Here is a 13,523-nt window from a genome sequence, read left to right on the forward strand (position 1 = left end):
TTCACCCTTTCGGTCAGCTTAGTCACGAATCAGGTCGTCGCGGATGAAGCCGACATATTCGCGCTTCATCAACAACCCGTCCAACTGTCGAACCAGTTCGATGGCCGTCATGACGACGATCAACAGGCTGGTGCCGCCGAGGCCGATGCTTTGCGGCAGGCCCCAGAGGTTACTGGCAAGTTGTGGCAGCAAGGCGATCAGGCCAAGGAACAAAGCCCCGACCGTGGACAACCGGATCAAGACGGAAGAAAGGTACTTTTCCGTTTCCTTACCGGGCCACACGCCAACGATGTAGCTGCCTTGCTTGGTCAGGTTCTCGGCGACTTTTTCAGGGTTGACCTGAACGAAGGCGTAGAAGAACGTGAACAAGACGATTAAGACGGTGTAAACCACAACGCCGGTCGTGGTTTGCATGCTGAAGATTTCGTTCATGACCTGATACCACGTGTCACCGCTGTGGGTCCCTTGGAACGCCATCAAAATAGTTTGCGGCGTCACGATCAAGGAACTGGCGAAGATTACCGGGATAACGCCGGCCACGTTCACCTTTAACGGCAGGTAACTTTGCGTGCCAGACGCGGCAACGCGCCGCGTGTATTGAATCGGCACCTTGAGGTTCGCCTGTTGCACGTAAGTCACGAAGGTCACGACCAAGACGATGATGACGAGCAACGCGATCAGGAACAACCAACCCTGCCAGCGGTCGCTGGCGGTGTTGTTCGTGATGTTGTCGCGGTATAACTCGTAAAACCCACTTGGCAGGCGCGCGATGATCCCAGCGAAGATGATCATCGACACCCCATTGCCGATCCCTTTATCGGTGATTTGCTCACCCATCCAGGTCAACAGCATCGTGCCACCGGTCAGGATAATCCCGATGGTGACGTAGGTTTCCCAAGTTGGCGCGGTCACCAGCTTCATGGCACTGAGGGTTTGGAACCCCGCGGTAATCCCAATCGCCTGGAAAAAGCCCAAGGCAATGGTCAAATAGCGGGTGACTTGGTTCAGCTTACGCCGACCCACTTCCCCTTGCTTACCCCATTCAACAAACTTCGGGACAATGTCCATTTGCAGCAGTTGAATGATGATCTGCGCGGTGATATATGGTGAAACCCCCATTGAGAAGATCGAATAATTAGAAAGCCCCCCACCGCTCACGGTATCCAGCAACGGGATTAACCCCGTTTTGCTAATTTGCGTCAGCGCGTGCGCGTTGATGCCCGGAACAGAGATTTGCGCCCCTAACCGATAAACCAGCAAAACGCCTAAAGTAAATAGGATCTTATTGCGAATCTCTTTAACTTTGAATGCGTTTTTGAGGGTTTTCAGCATTAGATCACCTCAATCGAACCGCCTGCTGCAGTGACTGCTGCTTGAGCAGCTGCCGAAGCCTTGGCCACCTTGATGGTCAGCTTCTTGTCCAGCGTCCCGTTAGCAAGCAGCTTGATGCCAGCCAATTCCTTCTTAACTAAGCCGGACTCAACGAGCAATGCTGCGTTCACTTCAGTACCGTCTTCAAACCGGTTCAAGTCGCTGATGTTAACAACAGCGTAGACTTTCCGGTTGATGTTGTTAAAGCCGCGCTTCGGCATGCGCCGGAACAGTGGCATCTGGCCACCTTCGAAGCCCAGCCGAGTCTTGCCGCCTTGGCGAGCCAGTTGACCCTTTTGGCCCTTACCAGCGGTTTTACCTGTGCCGCTAGAAGTACCACGGCCGACACGCTTCGCATTCGAGCGGGAACCCGCGGATGGTTTTAATTCATGCAACTTCATACTGTGAGACACCTCCTTATCAGTGAATTAGTCCTTGATCTCTTCAACGGAAACCAAGTGAGAAATAAGCGCGATAACGCCACGAGTCGCTGCGTTGTCCGGCTTAACAACAGTGCTGTTAACCCGGCCAAGACCGAATTCCTTCACAATTTTACGTTGCTTAGGCAAGCGGTGAGCAGCACTCCGGGTCAAAGTAATCTTTAATTGAGCCATTGTGTACTCCCTCCTAGTCTTGCAGCTGCGTAGCAGAAATGCCCCGCAGTTCGGCGACGGCTTCTTTGGTCTTGAGTTGTTCAAGGCCTGCCATCGTCGCGCGAATCATGTTAATCGGCGTGTTGCGGCCAAGCGACTTGCTGGTCACGTCAACGATGCCGGCTAATTCCATGACGGCACGAACGGCGCCACCAGCTGCCACCCCGGACCCTTCAACGGCTGGCTTCAGTAAAACTTCACCAGCGCCGAAGTGACCGATCACTTCATGAGGAATCGTCGTGCCAACGATCGGCACTTCGATCAAGTTCTTTTGTGCGTCGTCAACCGCTTTGCGGATGGCTTCTGGCACTTCTTGGGCCTTACCGGTCCCGAAGCCGACGTGACCATGCTTGTCACCAACGATGGCGATAGCGGCGAAACGCAGGCGCCGGCCACCCTTAACAACTTTGGTGACCCGGTTGATCGCGACAACGCGGTCTTCTAAGTCCAATTGGTTTGGATCAATGTACGATGCCATGTGTGGGTATTCCTCCTTTGTATTAGAATTCAAGGCCGTTTTCACGTGCTGCTTCTGCTAAAGCCTGCACGCGACCATGATAGAGGTACCCACCACGGTCAAACACAACTACCTTTTGACCGGCAGCAACGGCGCGTTGGGCAACTAATGCCCCGACGCTTGCGGCTTGCTCGGTCTTCGTGGAACCCGTTACTTCTTTATCAAGAGTGGAGGCACTTGCTAGCGTCACACCCGCTACGTCATCAATTACTTGCGCGTAGATGTTTTTGTTGGAACGGAAAATGTTTAAGCGTGGGCGCTCGCTCGTACCAGAAATCTTCCCTCGTACGCGGGCGTGACGCCGTTGCCGAGTTTTATTCTTATCTGGCTTAGAAATCACAATGTTCACCTCTTGTTTTTGACTTGATTAACGAAAACTAGGATTACTTCCCAGTCTTACCTTCCTTACGCCGGACGTATTCGTCAACGTAACGGATCCCCTTACCCTTATAAGGTTCTGGGGAACGAACGGCACGGACATCGGCGGCAAATTCGCCAACCTTCTGCTTCGAAATGCCGCTGATGTTGATCTCAGTGTTGCTTGGGACATCGATTTCGATGCCCTTAGGCGCTGGCATCTCAACTGGGTGAGAGTAACCAACGTTCAACACCAGGTTCGTGCCTTGCTTAGCGGCACGATAACCAACCCCAACTAACGTCAACTTCTTTGTGAACCCTTCGGTCACGCCGATGATCATGTTGTTCAGGTTAGCGCGGGACGTCCCGTGGATGGCCTTGTAGGAATCATCCGGGCGCGTCATCGTGATTTCGCTGCCTTCTTGACTCATCTTAATTTCTGGGGCAAAGTGGCGGGTTAATTCGCCCTTTGGCCCTTTTACAGTGATGTTTTCGCCGTCTTGGCTGACCGTAACGCCAGCTGGGACAGTGATCACTTTATTACCAATACGACTCACTTGTGGGCACCTCCTTTATTGTGGATGATTACCAGATGTAGGCGAGCACTTCGCCGCCAACATTCTTTGCGCGTGCTTCCTTGTCGGTGATCACACCTTCGGACGTGGAGATGATGGCGATACCGAGGCCGTTTAAGACCTTTGGCACAGCGTCGCTCTTCACGTAGGAACGCAAACCAGGCTTGGAAATCCGCTTCAAGCCGGAAATCACGCGTTCGTTGTTCTTCCCGTACTTCAGGAAGATCCGGATCACGCCTTGCTTGTCGTCATCGATGACTTCGTAGTCACGGATGAAGCCTTCGCGCTTGAGGATCTCGGAAATGTCTTTCTTCATCTTAGATGCAGGTACGATGAGGGATTCGTGACGCACCATGTTGGCGTTACGGATCCGAGTCAGGTAATCTGCGATTGGATCGGTCAGGACCATTGATTTAACCTCCTTTGACTGGGTAGTGATTTACCAGCTAGCCTTTTTCATACCAGGAATTTGGCCGGCATGGGCTAATTCACGAAGGCAAATCCGGCAGAGTTTGAACTTCCGGTAAACGGAATGTGGCCGGCCACAACGTTGGCAACGCGTATATTCCTGCACCTTGTACTTTGCAGGCCGACTGTTTTTAACGATCATAGACTTCTTAGCCAAGTAGTGGACCCCCTTTATTTGGCGAATGGCATCCCGACTTGCGTGAGCAATTCGAGAGCTTCTTCATCAGTATTCGCTGTCGTCACGATCACAACATCCAACCCGCGCACGTGATTAACCTTATCGTAATCAACTTCGGGGAAGATCAGTTGTTCCTTAACACCGAGCGTGTAGTTCCCGCGGCCATCAAAGGACTTAGCGGAAATCCCGTGAAAATCACGGACCCGGGGAAGGGAGACGTTGATCAGCTTGTCGAGGAAGTCATACATGCGCTCGCCACGCAGGGTGACCTTGGCGCCAATTGGCATGCCTTCACGCAGGCGGAAGTTCGCAATGGACTTCTTGGCCTTGGTGATCAGCGGCTGCTGACCGGAAATCAGGCTCAGCTCTTCAACGGCTTCGTCAAGGTTCTTGGCGTTTTGCGTTGCGTCACCGACACCCATGTTCAGCACGATTTTTTCGATCTTCGGCACCTGCATTGGGCTCGTGAAGTTGAACTTGCTCATCATGCTTGGCGCGATTTCTTTCGTGTAACGATCTAATAAACGGTTCGTCATGAATTTATGTCCTCCCTTCCTTATTAGTTAGCCAGCGCTTTGCCGGACTTCTTGGCCACGCGGACCTTCTTGCCGTCTTCGACGGTTTTGCTGATCCGGGTTGGCTTGTTGGTTTCAGGATCGAGCAACATCACGTTGGACACGTGAATTGCGGCTTCCTGGTCGATAATGCCACCTTGTGGGTTGGCGTTGTTTGGCTTTTGGTGTTTCTTGATCATGTTGATGCCGGACACAATGACTTTGTCAGACTTCTTCAGGATCTTGGTTACAGTGCCTTCCTTGCCGGCATCTTTGCCGCGCATGACTCGCACTTTATCACCAGTCTTGATATTCATAAATTGCGCACCTCCTATTCGCTTCGGTTACAGGACTTCGGGCGCCAAGGAGACGATCTTCATGAAATCGCCGTCACGCAATTCACGCGCCACTGGTCCGAAGATACGAGTGCCCCGTGGGCTCTTGTCTGCGTTGATGATGACAGCGGCGTTTTCGTCGAACTTGATGTATGAACCGTCAGTCCGGTGCGTACCAAACTTGGTGCGCACGATGACAGCCTTCACGACATCAGCCTTCTTGACAACGCCACCTGGTGTAGCTTGTTTTACGGTTGCCACAACGACGTCACCGATGTTCCCAGTCTTGCGGTACGAGCCCCCAAGCACTTTGATCACCAGTAATTCGCGGGCGCCGGAGTTATCCGCTACTTTAAGACGACTTTCTTGTTGAATCACGGGTTGGTCCTCCTTTCGTCACTACGATTTGTTAGACACGGACTGCCTTTTCGACAATGCTCAATAAACGGAAGCGCTTATTGCGTGACAAAGGACGAGTTTCCATGATCTGCACGAGGTCGCCAACGCTAGCGGTGTTGTCTTCATCATGCACATAGTACTTCTTGGAGTACTTCACACGCTTGCCATAGACAGGATGCGTCTTGGTGGTAGCGACTTCTACAGTGATGGTCTTATCCATTTTGTCAGAGACCACGCGGCCTTGATAAACTTTACGATGATTACGTTCTTCCAAGGTGATTCTCCTTTCCGCTATTTATTGAGTGATTGTTGCCGAAGGACCGTCTTGATCCGTGCAATATTTTTGCGTACTTGCTTGAGACGCGCTGTGTTTTCAAGCTGCCCTGTGGCCTGCTGGAAGCGCAGGTTAAACAGCTCTTCTTTATACTGCTTTTCCTTGTTGAGCATCTCTTCAGTGGTTAATGCAGTAATCTCTTTAGCCTTCATTTGATTGCCCACCTACTTCCTCGCGTTTCACGATCTTAGTGCGAACAGGCAGTTTGTTGGAAGCCAGGCGCAGCGCTTCTTTGGCGACCTCTTCAGGCACACCGGCGACTTCGAACATCACCTTTTCGCGCTTCACAACGGCAACCCAACCTGTTGGTGCCCCTTTACCATTACCCATCCGGACGCCGACACCCTTAGAGGTGTAGGACTTTTGAGGGAAAATGCGAATCCATACTCGGCCACCACGCTTCATGTAACGCGTCATGGCAACACGAGCGGCTTCAATCTGCCGGTTGGAAATCCAGTGGCTTTCCAGTGACTGCAAACCATATTCACCGAAAGCGACGGACTTGCCGCCCTTGGCAGCACCGCGCATCTTACCACGGAATTCGCGACGGTGCTTCACACGCTTAGGAACTAACATGTTTATTTCCCTCCTTTCGCAGAGTTGTGCTTAGGTGCATCTGGGAGGATCTCACCCCGGTTGATCCAGGTCTTGATCCCGATTTGACCATAAGTCGTCGTTGCTTCTTCCCAGGCGTAGTCGATATCGGCCCGCAGGGTATGCAATGGCACAGTGCCATCCGTATAGTGCTCACGACGAGCAATGTCAGCCCCGTTCAAGCGGCCGGCAGCCTGGGTTTTGATGCCCTTGGCGCCTGCCCGCATGGTGCGTTGCATGGCTTGCTTCATCGCGCGCCGGAATGCGACACGGGCTTCAAGCTGCTTGGCGATGCTTTCGCCGACGAGCTTGGCGTCCAAGTCTGGCTTCTTGATTTCAACGATGTTGATGTGTACCTTACGGCCAGTCAAGTCGTTGAGTTGCTTACGTAAGTTTTCCACTTCCGCACCACCCTTACCAATCACCATCCCTGGCTTGGCGGTATGAATGGAAATGTTCACGCGGTTAGCGGCACGTTCGATTTCGATGGTCGAAACGCTGGCTTCCGCGAGCTTCTTATTAATGAATTCACGAATCTTGATGTCTTCGTGCAGGAACGTGGCAAAGTCCTTATCGGCATACCACTTTGCGTCCCAGTCGCGAATAACGCCAACACGGAACCCAGTAGGATTGATTTTCTGACCCACGCGTTATCCCTCCTTAAGCTTCTTTCTCGGACACAACCACTGTGACGTGGCTAGTTCGCTTGTTGATCGGCGATGCGCTACCCTTGGCCCGAGGACGGAACCGCTTCAGGGTTGGGCCTTCGTTGACGTATGCCTCGGAGACATACAGGTTTTGTGCATCCAGGTCAAAGTTGTGTTCTGCGTTCGCGATGGCGGACTTGAGAACTTTTTCGACGATCGGAGAACCCGCACGTGGCGTGAAGTCCAGAATTGCTAATGCTTCTGCAACATCACGGCCCCGAATCAGGTCGATGACTAAGCGCGCCTTGCGAGCAGCGATCCGAACCGTCTTGGCAGTTGCCGTTGCCGACGTAATTTGTTCAGCCATTATTCAGTGCTCCTTTCTAGCGTGCTTTACTCTTCTTATCATCAGCTGCGTGCCCGCGGAACGTCCGCGTTGGCACGAATTCGCCCAACTTGTGGCCGACCATGTCTTCAGAGATGAAAACTGGGACGTGCTTGCGACCATCGTATACCGCGATGGTGTAGCCGATGAAACTTGGGAAAATGGTGGAGCGACGAGACCAGGTCTTGATGACGGTCTTCTTTTCGCTGTCTGCCTGCGCTTCGATCTTCTTCATCAGATGAGCGTCGGCGAAAGGTCCTTTTTTAAGACTGCGACCCATTGTGTGACCTCCTTTAGCTAGTTAATCGGAATTGATTACTTAGTCTTACGATGACGAACGATGAACTTCTCGGACTTCGCCTTGTGGCTACGAGTCTTCTTGCCCAACGTCTTCTTGCCCCATGGGGATAATGGTGACGGGCGACCGATAGGGGCCTTACCTTCACCACCACCATGCGGGTGATCGTTAGGGTTCATAACAGAACCACGAACCGTTGGCCGGAAACCTAACCAGCGCTTGCGGCCGGCCTTCCCGATGCTGATCAATTCGTGCTGTTCGTTACCAACCGCACCGATCGTGGCGCGGTTGCCGGCCAAGACCATGCGGACTTCACCGGAACTCAAGCGCACCGTGACGTACTTGCCGTCATCGTTTTTCCCTAACAGCTGAGCGGAGACACCAGCGGAACGGGCCAATTGGCCGCCCTTGCCAGGCTTCAATTCGATGTTATGGATGGTCGTGCCATCAGGAATGTCGCGCAATGCCATGGCGTTGCCGACCTTGATGTCGGCGCCTTCGCCGGAGACAATCTTGTCGCCGACCTTGAGGCCCTTAGGTGCTAAGATGTAACTCTTAACCCCATCATCATAGTGAAGCAACGCGATGTTGGCCGTGCGGTTTGGATCGTATTCGATTGCCTTAACCGTTGCGGTCACGCCGTCTTTTTGACGCTTGAAATCGATGACGCGGTAGAACTGCTTGTGACCACCGCCACGGTGACGTACCGTGATGTGACCATGAGCGTTACGGCCGGCAGTATGGCTTTGATCTTCAAGCAGGCTCTTTTCAGGGCGCGTCTTGGTGATCTCGGCGAAGTCAGAACCAGACATGTTCCGGCGGCCGTTAGTGGTTGGTTTGTACTTAATAATCGCCACGTGTTTTCCCTCCTAAATTAGTTTGTTGCTAATCTTCAAAAATCTTGATTTCTTTGGAATCAGCAGTCAGGGTCACGATAGCCTTACGGCGCTTGCGGGTGAACCCGACAAAATTACCTTGGCGCTTCTTCTTGCCACGAACGTTGGCGATGTTGACGTTGGCCACCTTGACGTCGAAGATTTCTTCAACGGCACGGCGCACAGCGGTCTTTTCCGCGTTGATCGCAACTTCGAAGGTGTACTTGCGGTTGTCCATTTCGCTCATGGATTGCTCCGTCACGATAGGCCGCAAAATGATGTCGCGTGCATCCATTATGCAAGCACCTCCTCAACCTTTTGCAAGGCAGCTTGCGTCAAGATCAGCTTGTTGTAGTTCACAACATCCAATACATTGACACCGTCTGCCGGAATCACTTTCACGTTAGGCAGGTTGCGGGCAGCCAAAGCAGCGTTGTCGTTGCCGGCTTCCAGAACAACCAAGGCCTTTTCGTTCACCTTCAAGGCTGCCAGGCTGGCAGCGAAGTCCTTGGTCTTTGGCGCGTCGAAGTTCAAACCGTCGACGACGACCAAAGCGTTGTCCAAGACCTTCTGGGAAAGCACGGACTTGATCGCCAAGCGCCGAACCTTCTTATTGATGGTGTAACTGTATGAACGTGGGTGTGGGCCGAAGACGATCCCACCGCCACGCCATTGTGGGGAGCGGATGGACCCTTGACGAGCCCGGCCAGTCCCTTTTTGGCGCCAAGGCTTGCGGCCGCCACCGGAAACTTCGTGGCGGTTCTTAACCTTGCTGGTACCTTGACGAAGGGAAGCGCGTTGCATCACAACTGCGTCAAAGACCACGTTGTCATTTGGTTCGATTGCCCAGATGGCATCATTGAGCTCAACCGTGCCGGCTTCGGCGCCGTCTTGCTTGTATAAAGTAACGTTAGCCATTAGTTATTGTCCTCCCTTCGACTTATTTAGCCGCTTTAACAGCGGAACGAATCGTAACGAATGATTTGTTAGCACCTGGTACATTGCCCTTGATCAAGATCACATTGTGCTCGAGATCAGTGGAGACAACCGTCAGATTCTGCATGGTGCGGGTGTGATTACCCATCCGGCCTGGGAGCTTCTTGCCCTTAAAGACCCGGTTGATAATCGCGCCCAGAGAACCTGGCCGCCGGTGGTAACGAGACCCGTGAGCCATAGGACCGCGGGATTGACCGTCTTTCTTGATGTTCCCTTGAAAGCCGTGCCCTTTAGACGTACCGGTGACATCCACGATGTCGCCTGCTGCAAATTCGTCGGCCTTAACTTCCTTACCGACTTCATACTCGCTAAGCGCTACATCACGGATTTCCTTAATGAAGCGCTTAGGGGTTGTGTCCGCCTTCTTGGCGTGACCAACACTTGGCTTGTTGCTAAGCACTTCACGCTTGTCACCGTAGCCTAGCTGAACTGCTTCGTAACCGTCGGATTCGACAGTCTTGACTTGCAGGACAACGTTAGGCGTTACGTCGATGACGGTAACGGGAACGAGCTCGCCGTTCTCCGTGAAGACTTGCGTCATGCCAATTTTCTTACCTAAGATTCCTTTACGTGCCATGGGTACACCTCCAATTTCTATCTAGATTAAAGTTTGATTTCGATGTCGACGCCACTCGGCAAGTCAAGCTTCATTAAAGCGTCGACCGTTTTCGGCGTAGGGTTGACAATATCGATCAAGCGCTTGTGTGTGCGCATTTCGAATTGTTCACGCGAATCCTTGTACTTATGCGGGGAACGCAGCACCGTGTAGATAGTGCGTTCCGTTGGCAGAGGGATCGGGCCCGAAATCGCAGCCCCGGTCCGCTTCGCGGTGTCAACGATCTTCTCTGCAGATTGATCAAGAATCCGATGCTCGTAAGCCTTTAACCGGATCCGAATCTTTTGTTTTGCCATTGTGTTACCTCCTTCGTCTATTATCAGTTAGTAGACTAGCTCCGTGAAAGTTCCCGGATCACGCCGCCGTGGCAAAGCGGCCGGGCGTGTCGCAATCTCCCACATCCACGCTGTCTGGCCCATGACGGGGCCAAAAGTGCATAGTAACCCTACGGACTACACAACACTTGAACTAGTATACAGGACGATGGCCCCGGTGACAAGGGGTTTTCGCGATGTTTTCACAACTGCTGGGCCAGCGATTTCGCCGTGGCTGTCTTGACACCTTTCCTGCTAATCGCTATGCTTGCCTCAAACTTATTTTGTAAGGAGCAGCCCCATGACAAAAGCCCTACTGATTATCGATTATACCAACGATTTCGTCGCGCCGACCGGGGCCTTGACTGCCGGCAAACCGGCGCAAGCCATCGCCCCTGCCATCGTCGACTTAGCTGAAGCCTACCGCGCCGCCGGTGACTTTGTTTACCTTCCCACCGATGTGCACACGCCGCACGACCCGTATCACCCGGAAAGCAAGCTCTTCCCGCCACACAATGTGCGCGGCTCCTGGGGGCGGGAATTCTATGGGCCACTGGCCGGCTGGTACGCCGAGCACCAAGCCGACAGCAACGTCACGATGTTCGACAAGACGCGCTACTCGAGTTTTGCCGGCACGCCGCTCGACCTTTGGCTGCGCGAGCGCAACATTCACGACGTCCACCTCGTCGGCGTGTGCACCGACATCTGCGTCTTGCACACCGCCGTTGATGCTTACAACCTGAACTATGCCTTGACGATTCACGAGGCGGCCGTCGCCACCTTTAAGCCCGGGGGCCAGGACTGGGCGCTCGATCACTTCAAAACCGTTCTCGGCGCCACCGTCGTGTAACGCCAAAGCGCGCCTGCAGCAGCCACTGCAGACGCGCTTTTTTTAACGCTCGGCGTTCAACTTCACGATGGCCAACAAGGTCTCTGCCACCTTCCCCATCGCCTCGGTGGAGACGACCTCATAGGGACCGTGGAAGTTCATGCCGCCATTAAACAAATTCGGCGTTGGGATCCCTTGATAGGTGATTTTTGAGCCATCGGTGCCGCCGCGAAACGGAATCGTGTGCGGCGTCAGCCCCACGGCGCGAATCCCCGCTTCGGCCAGGCGCAGCGGCGTCTGGTCCTTGGCGATGATGTCGGCCATGTTGTAGTACTGATCCTCAAGCGTATAAGTGATGCGCGGCTCAGCAAACCCCGCGTTGAGACTCGCCACCGCCTGCGCCAAGGTGGCCTTCCGCGCGGCAAAGTTAGCGCGGTCAAAGTCGCGGATAATGTAGCGGGCCTGCGCCGTCCCGATTGTCCCACTGAGTTCTAGTAATAGGAAGAAGCCCTGCTTGTCGGCTGTATACTCCGGCCGCTCATAGGTTGGCAAAGCGGCGTCCAGGCACTCGGCCAGCGTTAAGGCGTTGACCAGGCTGCCCTTGGCCTCGCCGGGATGCACCGAGGTGCCGGTGAACGTGACCACGGCTTGGGCCGCGTTGAAGGTTTCGTACTCGATTTGCCCCAGGTCGCCGTTATCCAGCGTGTAGGCAAAATCCGTGGCAAACCCCTTGGCGTCGAAGCGGTCGGCGCCCTTGCCGATTTCCTCGTCGGGGCCAAACGCCAACTTGACGACACCGTGTTCAATCGTCGGCTCCGCTACGAGCACTCGCGCCAACGCCATGGCCGCCGCGATCCCCGCCTTGTCGTCGACGCCGAGTAGCGTCGTGCCGTCACCCGTGATCAGCGTCTCGCCAAAATAGCGGCGCAACCCAGGAAACTGCTCAACCGTCAGCGCTAACCCGTTGGCAAACTGAATCGGCGCGCCTTGGTAATCGGGGTGCAGCTGAGGGGCCACGTCATCTGCCGCGTAGTCCGCGGTGTCGAGGTGGGCGATGAAGCCGATGCTCGGCACAGCCTTGCTGGTGGTGGCAGGAATGGTCGCGGTCACGAAGCCGTTGGCCGGGTTCAAGGCGGCGTCGGTCAGGCCCAGCGCCTGCAACTCGCCAACGAGCATGTTGGCCAGCGTCGTTTGCCCCGGCGTCGTCGGTACAGTGGTACTGCCCGCGTCCGAACGCGTGTTGACCTTGGCATAGCGGATAAAATCTGTCTGAATCTGATTCAAATCAAATGCAACCATCACGGCCTCCAATAAAAATGACTTGGCCTTAGTGTGGTGATTTTCCCCGCCAATGTCAATGGCGCGGTATAATCCCTCCAGGAGGCATCAACATGACATTACTCGACGACTTTATCACCTTAGCGCAGACGCGGCCGAACATTGTGGCCATCGGCACGGAAGGCGCCACCAACAATCCGGCGACGACGCCTGACGCCTGGCAGGATCTCGACATCACCTTGTTTGCCACCGACCCGGCCGCGGAAGCCGGTGACTGGTGGCTGGGTCACTTCGGCACGCCAACCATCGTCCAGCGGCTGGCGAATGTCGGCGTGTTTACCGCTAGCACCAATGTGTGGCACACCTGGCTCACGCGGTTTCCCGGCACGCGGCGCATCGACTTGAAAATTGCCCCGGCGGCTGAAACCACGGCCTATGAGCAAGCCGATACCCTGAACGCCATCGTTTGGACCCGTGCCGCTGGTCGGCTGGCGCCGCGCGCCACCAGCGCCAAAACACATTGGGTGCCCTTACCCGATGGTGCCGAGTTCACCGCGCACGCCAACGAGTTTTATTGGATTGCCGGCAACGTCTGCAAGGGTCTGGCGCGCCAAAACTACTTATACGCCAACGAGCAGTTTAACCAACATTGCCGCCCCGAGCTGCTCACCTTGCTGGCCTGGCGCGCCAGTGCCAAGACCAATGGTCAATTCGATGCCGGCGTCAGCAGCAAATTTCTCTGGCCGACGCTGCGCGAGGCGGAACGCCGCCAGCTCGCAGCCACGTATGATCAAGCCAGCCTCGCCGGGACCCGCACCAGCCTACAAGCCGCGTTGACGTTGTACACGGCGACCTTGCCCGAGGTGGCCCGCTTGCTAGCCTTGCCGGTACCCGATTTTGCTGCCGCCCAGGCGCAACTTACCGCCTGGCTGTCGGCCTAGCCCCCACCC

25 protein-coding genes are annotated in these 13,523 nt (G+C 54.5%); 2 read left to right on the forward strand and 23 right to left on the reverse strand.

The features are described 5' to 3' along the window. Nucleotides 1-18 precede the first annotated feature (18 nt). The 22 genes from secY to rpsJ are packed head-to-tail and all read right to left on the reverse strand — an operon-like array spanning nucleotide 19 to nucleotide 10,448. Nucleotides 19-1,332, reverse strand: a complete 1,314-nt coding sequence (gene secY, locus FD02_RS09060) for a preprotein translocase subunit SecY (protein ID WP_054722429.1) — start codon at nucleotides 1,330-1,332, stop codon at nucleotides 19-21. Next, on the reverse strand, nucleotides 1,332-1,772 hold the full coding sequence (gene rplO, locus FD02_RS09065; protein ID WP_054722427.1) for a 50S ribosomal protein L15: 441 nt from the start codon (nucleotides 1,770-1,772) through the stop codon (nucleotides 1,332-1,334). Before rplO ends, secY begins: the two co-directional genes overlap by 1 nt. A 27-nt stretch (nucleotides 1,773-1,799) precedes the next feature. Continuing rightward, nucleotides 1,800-1,985: a 50S ribosomal protein L30 gene (gene rpmD / locus FD02_RS09070; RefSeq protein WP_054722425.1), complete on the reverse strand. Its 186-nt coding sequence runs from the start codon at nucleotides 1,983-1,985 to the stop codon at nucleotides 1,800-1,802. A gap of 13 nt (nucleotides 1,986-1,998) precedes the next feature. Beyond that, nucleotides 1,999-2,502, reverse strand: a complete 504-nt coding sequence (rpsE, locus tag FD02_RS09075) for a 30S ribosomal protein S5 (protein ID WP_054722423.1) — start codon at nucleotides 2,500-2,502, stop codon at nucleotides 1,999-2,001. 22 nt (nucleotides 2,503-2,524) lie between these two features. Then, a complete protein-coding gene (gene rplR, locus FD02_RS09080; protein WP_054722421.1) occupies nucleotides 2,525-2,890 on the reverse strand; it encodes a 50S ribosomal protein L18 in 366 nt (121 codons plus the stop codon). A gap of 34 nt (nucleotides 2,891-2,924) precedes the next feature. Further along, a complete protein-coding gene (rplF, locus tag FD02_RS09085) occupies nucleotides 2,925-3,455 on the reverse strand; it encodes a 50S ribosomal protein L6 (protein WP_054722418.1) in 531 nt (176 codons plus the stop codon). 28 nt (nucleotides 3,456-3,483) lie between these two features. Further along, nucleotides 3,484-3,882 (reverse strand): 30S ribosomal protein S8, encoded by a 399-nt coding sequence (gene rpsH / locus FD02_RS09090; protein ID WP_054722416.1) that lies wholly within the window; start codon nucleotides 3,880-3,882, stop codon nucleotides 3,484-3,486. A 30-nt stretch (nucleotides 3,883-3,912) separates the two neighbouring features. Continuing rightward, the gene (locus FD02_RS11100; RefSeq protein ID WP_082603370.1) at nucleotides 3,913-4,098 is read right to left on the reverse strand and encodes a type Z 30S ribosomal protein S14; all 186 of its coding nucleotides are present in this window, start codon (nucleotides 4,096-4,098) and stop codon (nucleotides 3,913-3,915) included. A 14-nt stretch (nucleotides 4,099-4,112) separates the two neighbouring features. Beyond that, nucleotides 4,113-4,655, reverse strand: a complete 543-nt coding sequence (gene rplE, locus FD02_RS09095; RefSeq protein ID WP_054722414.1) for a 50S ribosomal protein L5 — start codon at nucleotides 4,653-4,655, stop codon at nucleotides 4,113-4,115. A 23-nt stretch (nucleotides 4,656-4,678) separates the two neighbouring features. Further along, nucleotides 4,679-4,990, reverse strand: coding sequence for a 50S ribosomal protein L24 (gene rplX, locus FD02_RS09100; RefSeq protein ID WP_054722412.1), 312 nt, complete (start codon nucleotides 4,988-4,990; stop codon nucleotides 4,679-4,681). A gap of 27 nt (nucleotides 4,991-5,017) precedes the next feature. Then, nucleotides 5,018-5,386 (reverse strand): 50S ribosomal protein L14, encoded by a 369-nt coding sequence (rplN, locus tag FD02_RS09105; protein ID WP_054722410.1) that lies wholly within the window; start codon nucleotides 5,384-5,386, stop codon nucleotides 5,018-5,020. 31 nt (nucleotides 5,387-5,417) lie between these two features. After that, nucleotides 5,418-5,681: a 30S ribosomal protein S17 gene (gene rpsQ / locus FD02_RS09110; RefSeq protein ID WP_056951869.1), complete on the reverse strand. Its 264-nt coding sequence runs from the start codon at nucleotides 5,679-5,681 to the stop codon at nucleotides 5,418-5,420. A gap of 17 nt (nucleotides 5,682-5,698) precedes the next feature. Continuing rightward, the gene (gene rpmC, locus FD02_RS09115; protein WP_054722407.1) at nucleotides 5,699-5,893 is read right to left on the reverse strand and encodes a 50S ribosomal protein L29; all 195 of its coding nucleotides are present in this window, start codon (nucleotides 5,891-5,893) and stop codon (nucleotides 5,699-5,701) included. Next, the gene (rplP, locus tag FD02_RS09120) at nucleotides 5,883-6,317 is read right to left on the reverse strand and encodes a 50S ribosomal protein L16 (protein WP_054722405.1); all 435 of its coding nucleotides are present in this window, start codon (nucleotides 6,315-6,317) and stop codon (nucleotides 5,883-5,885) included. Before rplP ends, rpmC begins: the two co-directional genes overlap by 11 nt. Nucleotides 6,318-6,319: 2 nt before the next feature. Beyond that, nucleotides 6,320-6,982 (reverse strand): 30S ribosomal protein S3, encoded by a 663-nt coding sequence (gene rpsC / locus FD02_RS09125; protein WP_054722403.1) that lies wholly within the window; start codon nucleotides 6,980-6,982, stop codon nucleotides 6,320-6,322. Between the two features lie 13 nt (nucleotides 6,983-6,995). Then, nucleotides 6,996-7,349, reverse strand: a complete 354-nt coding sequence (rplV, locus tag FD02_RS09130) for a 50S ribosomal protein L22 (RefSeq protein WP_056951871.1) — start codon at nucleotides 7,347-7,349, stop codon at nucleotides 6,996-6,998. Between the two features lie 16 nt (nucleotides 7,350-7,365). Then, nucleotides 7,366-7,647, reverse strand: a complete 282-nt coding sequence (gene rpsS / locus FD02_RS09135) for a 30S ribosomal protein S19 (RefSeq protein WP_056951873.1) — start codon at nucleotides 7,645-7,647, stop codon at nucleotides 7,366-7,368. Nucleotides 7,648-7,682: 35 nt separating this feature from the next. Further along, complete coding sequence (rplB, locus tag FD02_RS09140) at nucleotides 7,683-8,522, reverse strand: 50S ribosomal protein L2 (RefSeq protein WP_056951875.1); 840 nt, start codon at nucleotides 8,520-8,522, stop codon at nucleotides 7,683-7,685. Between the two features lie 28 nt (nucleotides 8,523-8,550). Further along, nucleotides 8,551-8,835 carry a 50S ribosomal protein L23 gene (rplW, locus tag FD02_RS09145; protein ID WP_054722399.1) on the reverse strand — a complete coding sequence of 95 codons (285 nt, stop codon included), beginning with the start codon at nucleotides 8,833-8,835 and terminating at the stop codon, nucleotides 8,551-8,553. After that, a complete protein-coding gene (gene rplD / locus FD02_RS09150) occupies nucleotides 8,835-9,458 on the reverse strand; it encodes a 50S ribosomal protein L4 (protein WP_056951877.1) in 624 nt (207 codons plus the stop codon). Before rplD ends, rplW begins: the two co-directional genes overlap by 1 nt. Before the next feature lie 22 nt (nucleotides 9,459-9,480). Next, entirely contained in the window at nucleotides 9,481-10,113 is a 633-nt protein-coding gene (gene rplC, locus FD02_RS09155) for a 50S ribosomal protein L3 (RefSeq protein WP_054722397.1), read from the reverse strand. Between the two features lie 26 nt (nucleotides 10,114-10,139). Then, nucleotides 10,140-10,448 (reverse strand): 30S ribosomal protein S10, encoded by a 309-nt coding sequence (rpsJ, locus tag FD02_RS09160; protein WP_054722395.1) that lies wholly within the window; start codon nucleotides 10,446-10,448, stop codon nucleotides 10,140-10,142. A gap of 319 nt (nucleotides 10,449-10,767) precedes the next feature. Between rpsJ and FD02_RS09165 the strand changes: the two genes are divergently transcribed. Then, nucleotides 10,768-11,316, forward strand: coding sequence for a cysteine hydrolase family protein (locus FD02_RS09165; RefSeq protein ID WP_056951879.1), 549 nt, complete (start codon nucleotides 10,768-10,770; stop codon nucleotides 11,314-11,316). Nucleotides 11,317-11,358: 42 nt separating this feature from the next. Here FD02_RS09165 and pepT read toward each other — a convergent pair whose 3' ends face one another. Next, entirely contained in the window at nucleotides 11,359-12,597 is a 1,239-nt protein-coding gene (gene pepT / locus FD02_RS09170; protein ID WP_056951880.1) for a peptidase T, read from the reverse strand. Between the two features lie 89 nt (nucleotides 12,598-12,686). On the opposite strand from pepT, the gene FD02_RS09175 reads away from it, so the two are divergent. Beyond that, complete coding sequence (locus tag FD02_RS09175) at nucleotides 12,687-13,514, forward strand: aminoglycoside 6-adenylyltransferase (protein ID WP_054722391.1); 828 nt, start codon at nucleotides 12,687-12,689, stop codon at nucleotides 13,512-13,514. The last annotated feature ends 9 nt before the right edge of the window (nucleotides 13,515-13,523 follow it).

Origin of the sequence: Lacticaseibacillus nasuensis JCM 17158, from assembly GCF_001434705.1 — a bacterium.
GTDB classification, from domain to species: domain Bacteria; phylum Bacillota; class Bacilli; order Lactobacillales; family Lactobacillaceae; genus Lacticaseibacillus; species Lacticaseibacillus nasuensis.

Excerpts from the sequence above, each read along its gene's own strand:
- rpsE (WP_054722423.1), bottom strand. The coding sequence starts at position 2,502 with ATGGCATCGTACATTGATCCAAACCAATTGGACTTAGAAGACCGCGTT.
- rplO (WP_054722427.1), bottom strand. The coding sequence starts at position 1,772 with ATGAAGTTGCATGAATTAAAACCATCCGCGGGTTCCCGCTCGAATGCG.
- rplD (WP_056951877.1), bottom strand. The coding sequence starts at position 9,458 with ATGGCTAACGTTACTTTATACAAGCAAGACGGCGCCGAAGCCGGCACG.
- FD02_RS09165 (WP_056951879.1), top strand. The coding sequence starts at position 10,768 with ATGACAAAAGCCCTACTGATTATCGATTATACCAACGATTTCGTCGCG.
- rplE (WP_054722414.1), bottom strand. The coding sequence starts at position 4,655 with ATGACGAACCGTTTATTAGATCGTTACACGAAAGAAATCGCGCCAAGC.
- FD02_RS09175 (WP_054722391.1), top strand. The coding sequence starts at position 12,687 with ATGACATTACTCGACGACTTTATCACCTTAGCGCAGACGCGGCCGAAC.
- rpsS (WP_056951873.1), bottom strand. The coding sequence starts at position 7,647 with ATGGGTCGCAGTCTTAAAAAAGGACCTTTCGCCGACGCTCATCTGATG.
- rplV (WP_056951871.1), bottom strand. The coding sequence starts at position 7,349 with ATGGCTGAACAAATTACGTCGGCAACGGCAACTGCCAAGACGGTTCGG.
- secY (WP_054722429.1), bottom strand. The coding sequence starts at position 1,332 with ATGCTGAAAACCCTCAAAAACGCATTCAAAGTTAAAGAGATTCGCAAT.
- rplP (WP_054722405.1), bottom strand. The coding sequence starts at position 6,317 with ATGTTAGTTCCTAAGCGTGTGAAGCACCGTCGCGAATTCCGTGGTAAG.
- rplW (WP_054722399.1), bottom strand. The coding sequence starts at position 8,835 with ATGGATGCACGCGACATCATTTTGCGGCCTATCGTGACGGAGCAATCC.
- rplX (WP_054722412.1), bottom strand. The coding sequence starts at position 4,990 with ATGAATATCAAGACTGGTGATAAAGTGCGAGTCATGCGCGGCAAAGAT.
- rpmD (WP_054722425.1), bottom strand. The coding sequence starts at position 1,985 with ATGGCTCAATTAAAGATTACTTTGACCCGGAGTGCTGCTCACCGCTTG.
- rpsJ (WP_054722395.1), bottom strand. The coding sequence starts at position 10,448 with ATGGCAAAACAAAAGATTCGGATCCGGTTAAAGGCTTACGAGCATCGG.
- rplC (WP_054722397.1), bottom strand. The coding sequence starts at position 10,113 with ATGGCACGTAAAGGAATCTTAGGTAAGAAAATTGGCATGACGCAAGTC.
- rpsH (WP_054722416.1), bottom strand. The coding sequence starts at position 3,882 with ATGGTCCTGACCGATCCAATCGCAGATTACCTGACTCGGATCCGTAAC.
- rpmC (WP_054722407.1), bottom strand. The coding sequence starts at position 5,893 with ATGAAGGCTAAAGAGATTACTGCATTAACCACTGAAGAGATGCTCAAC.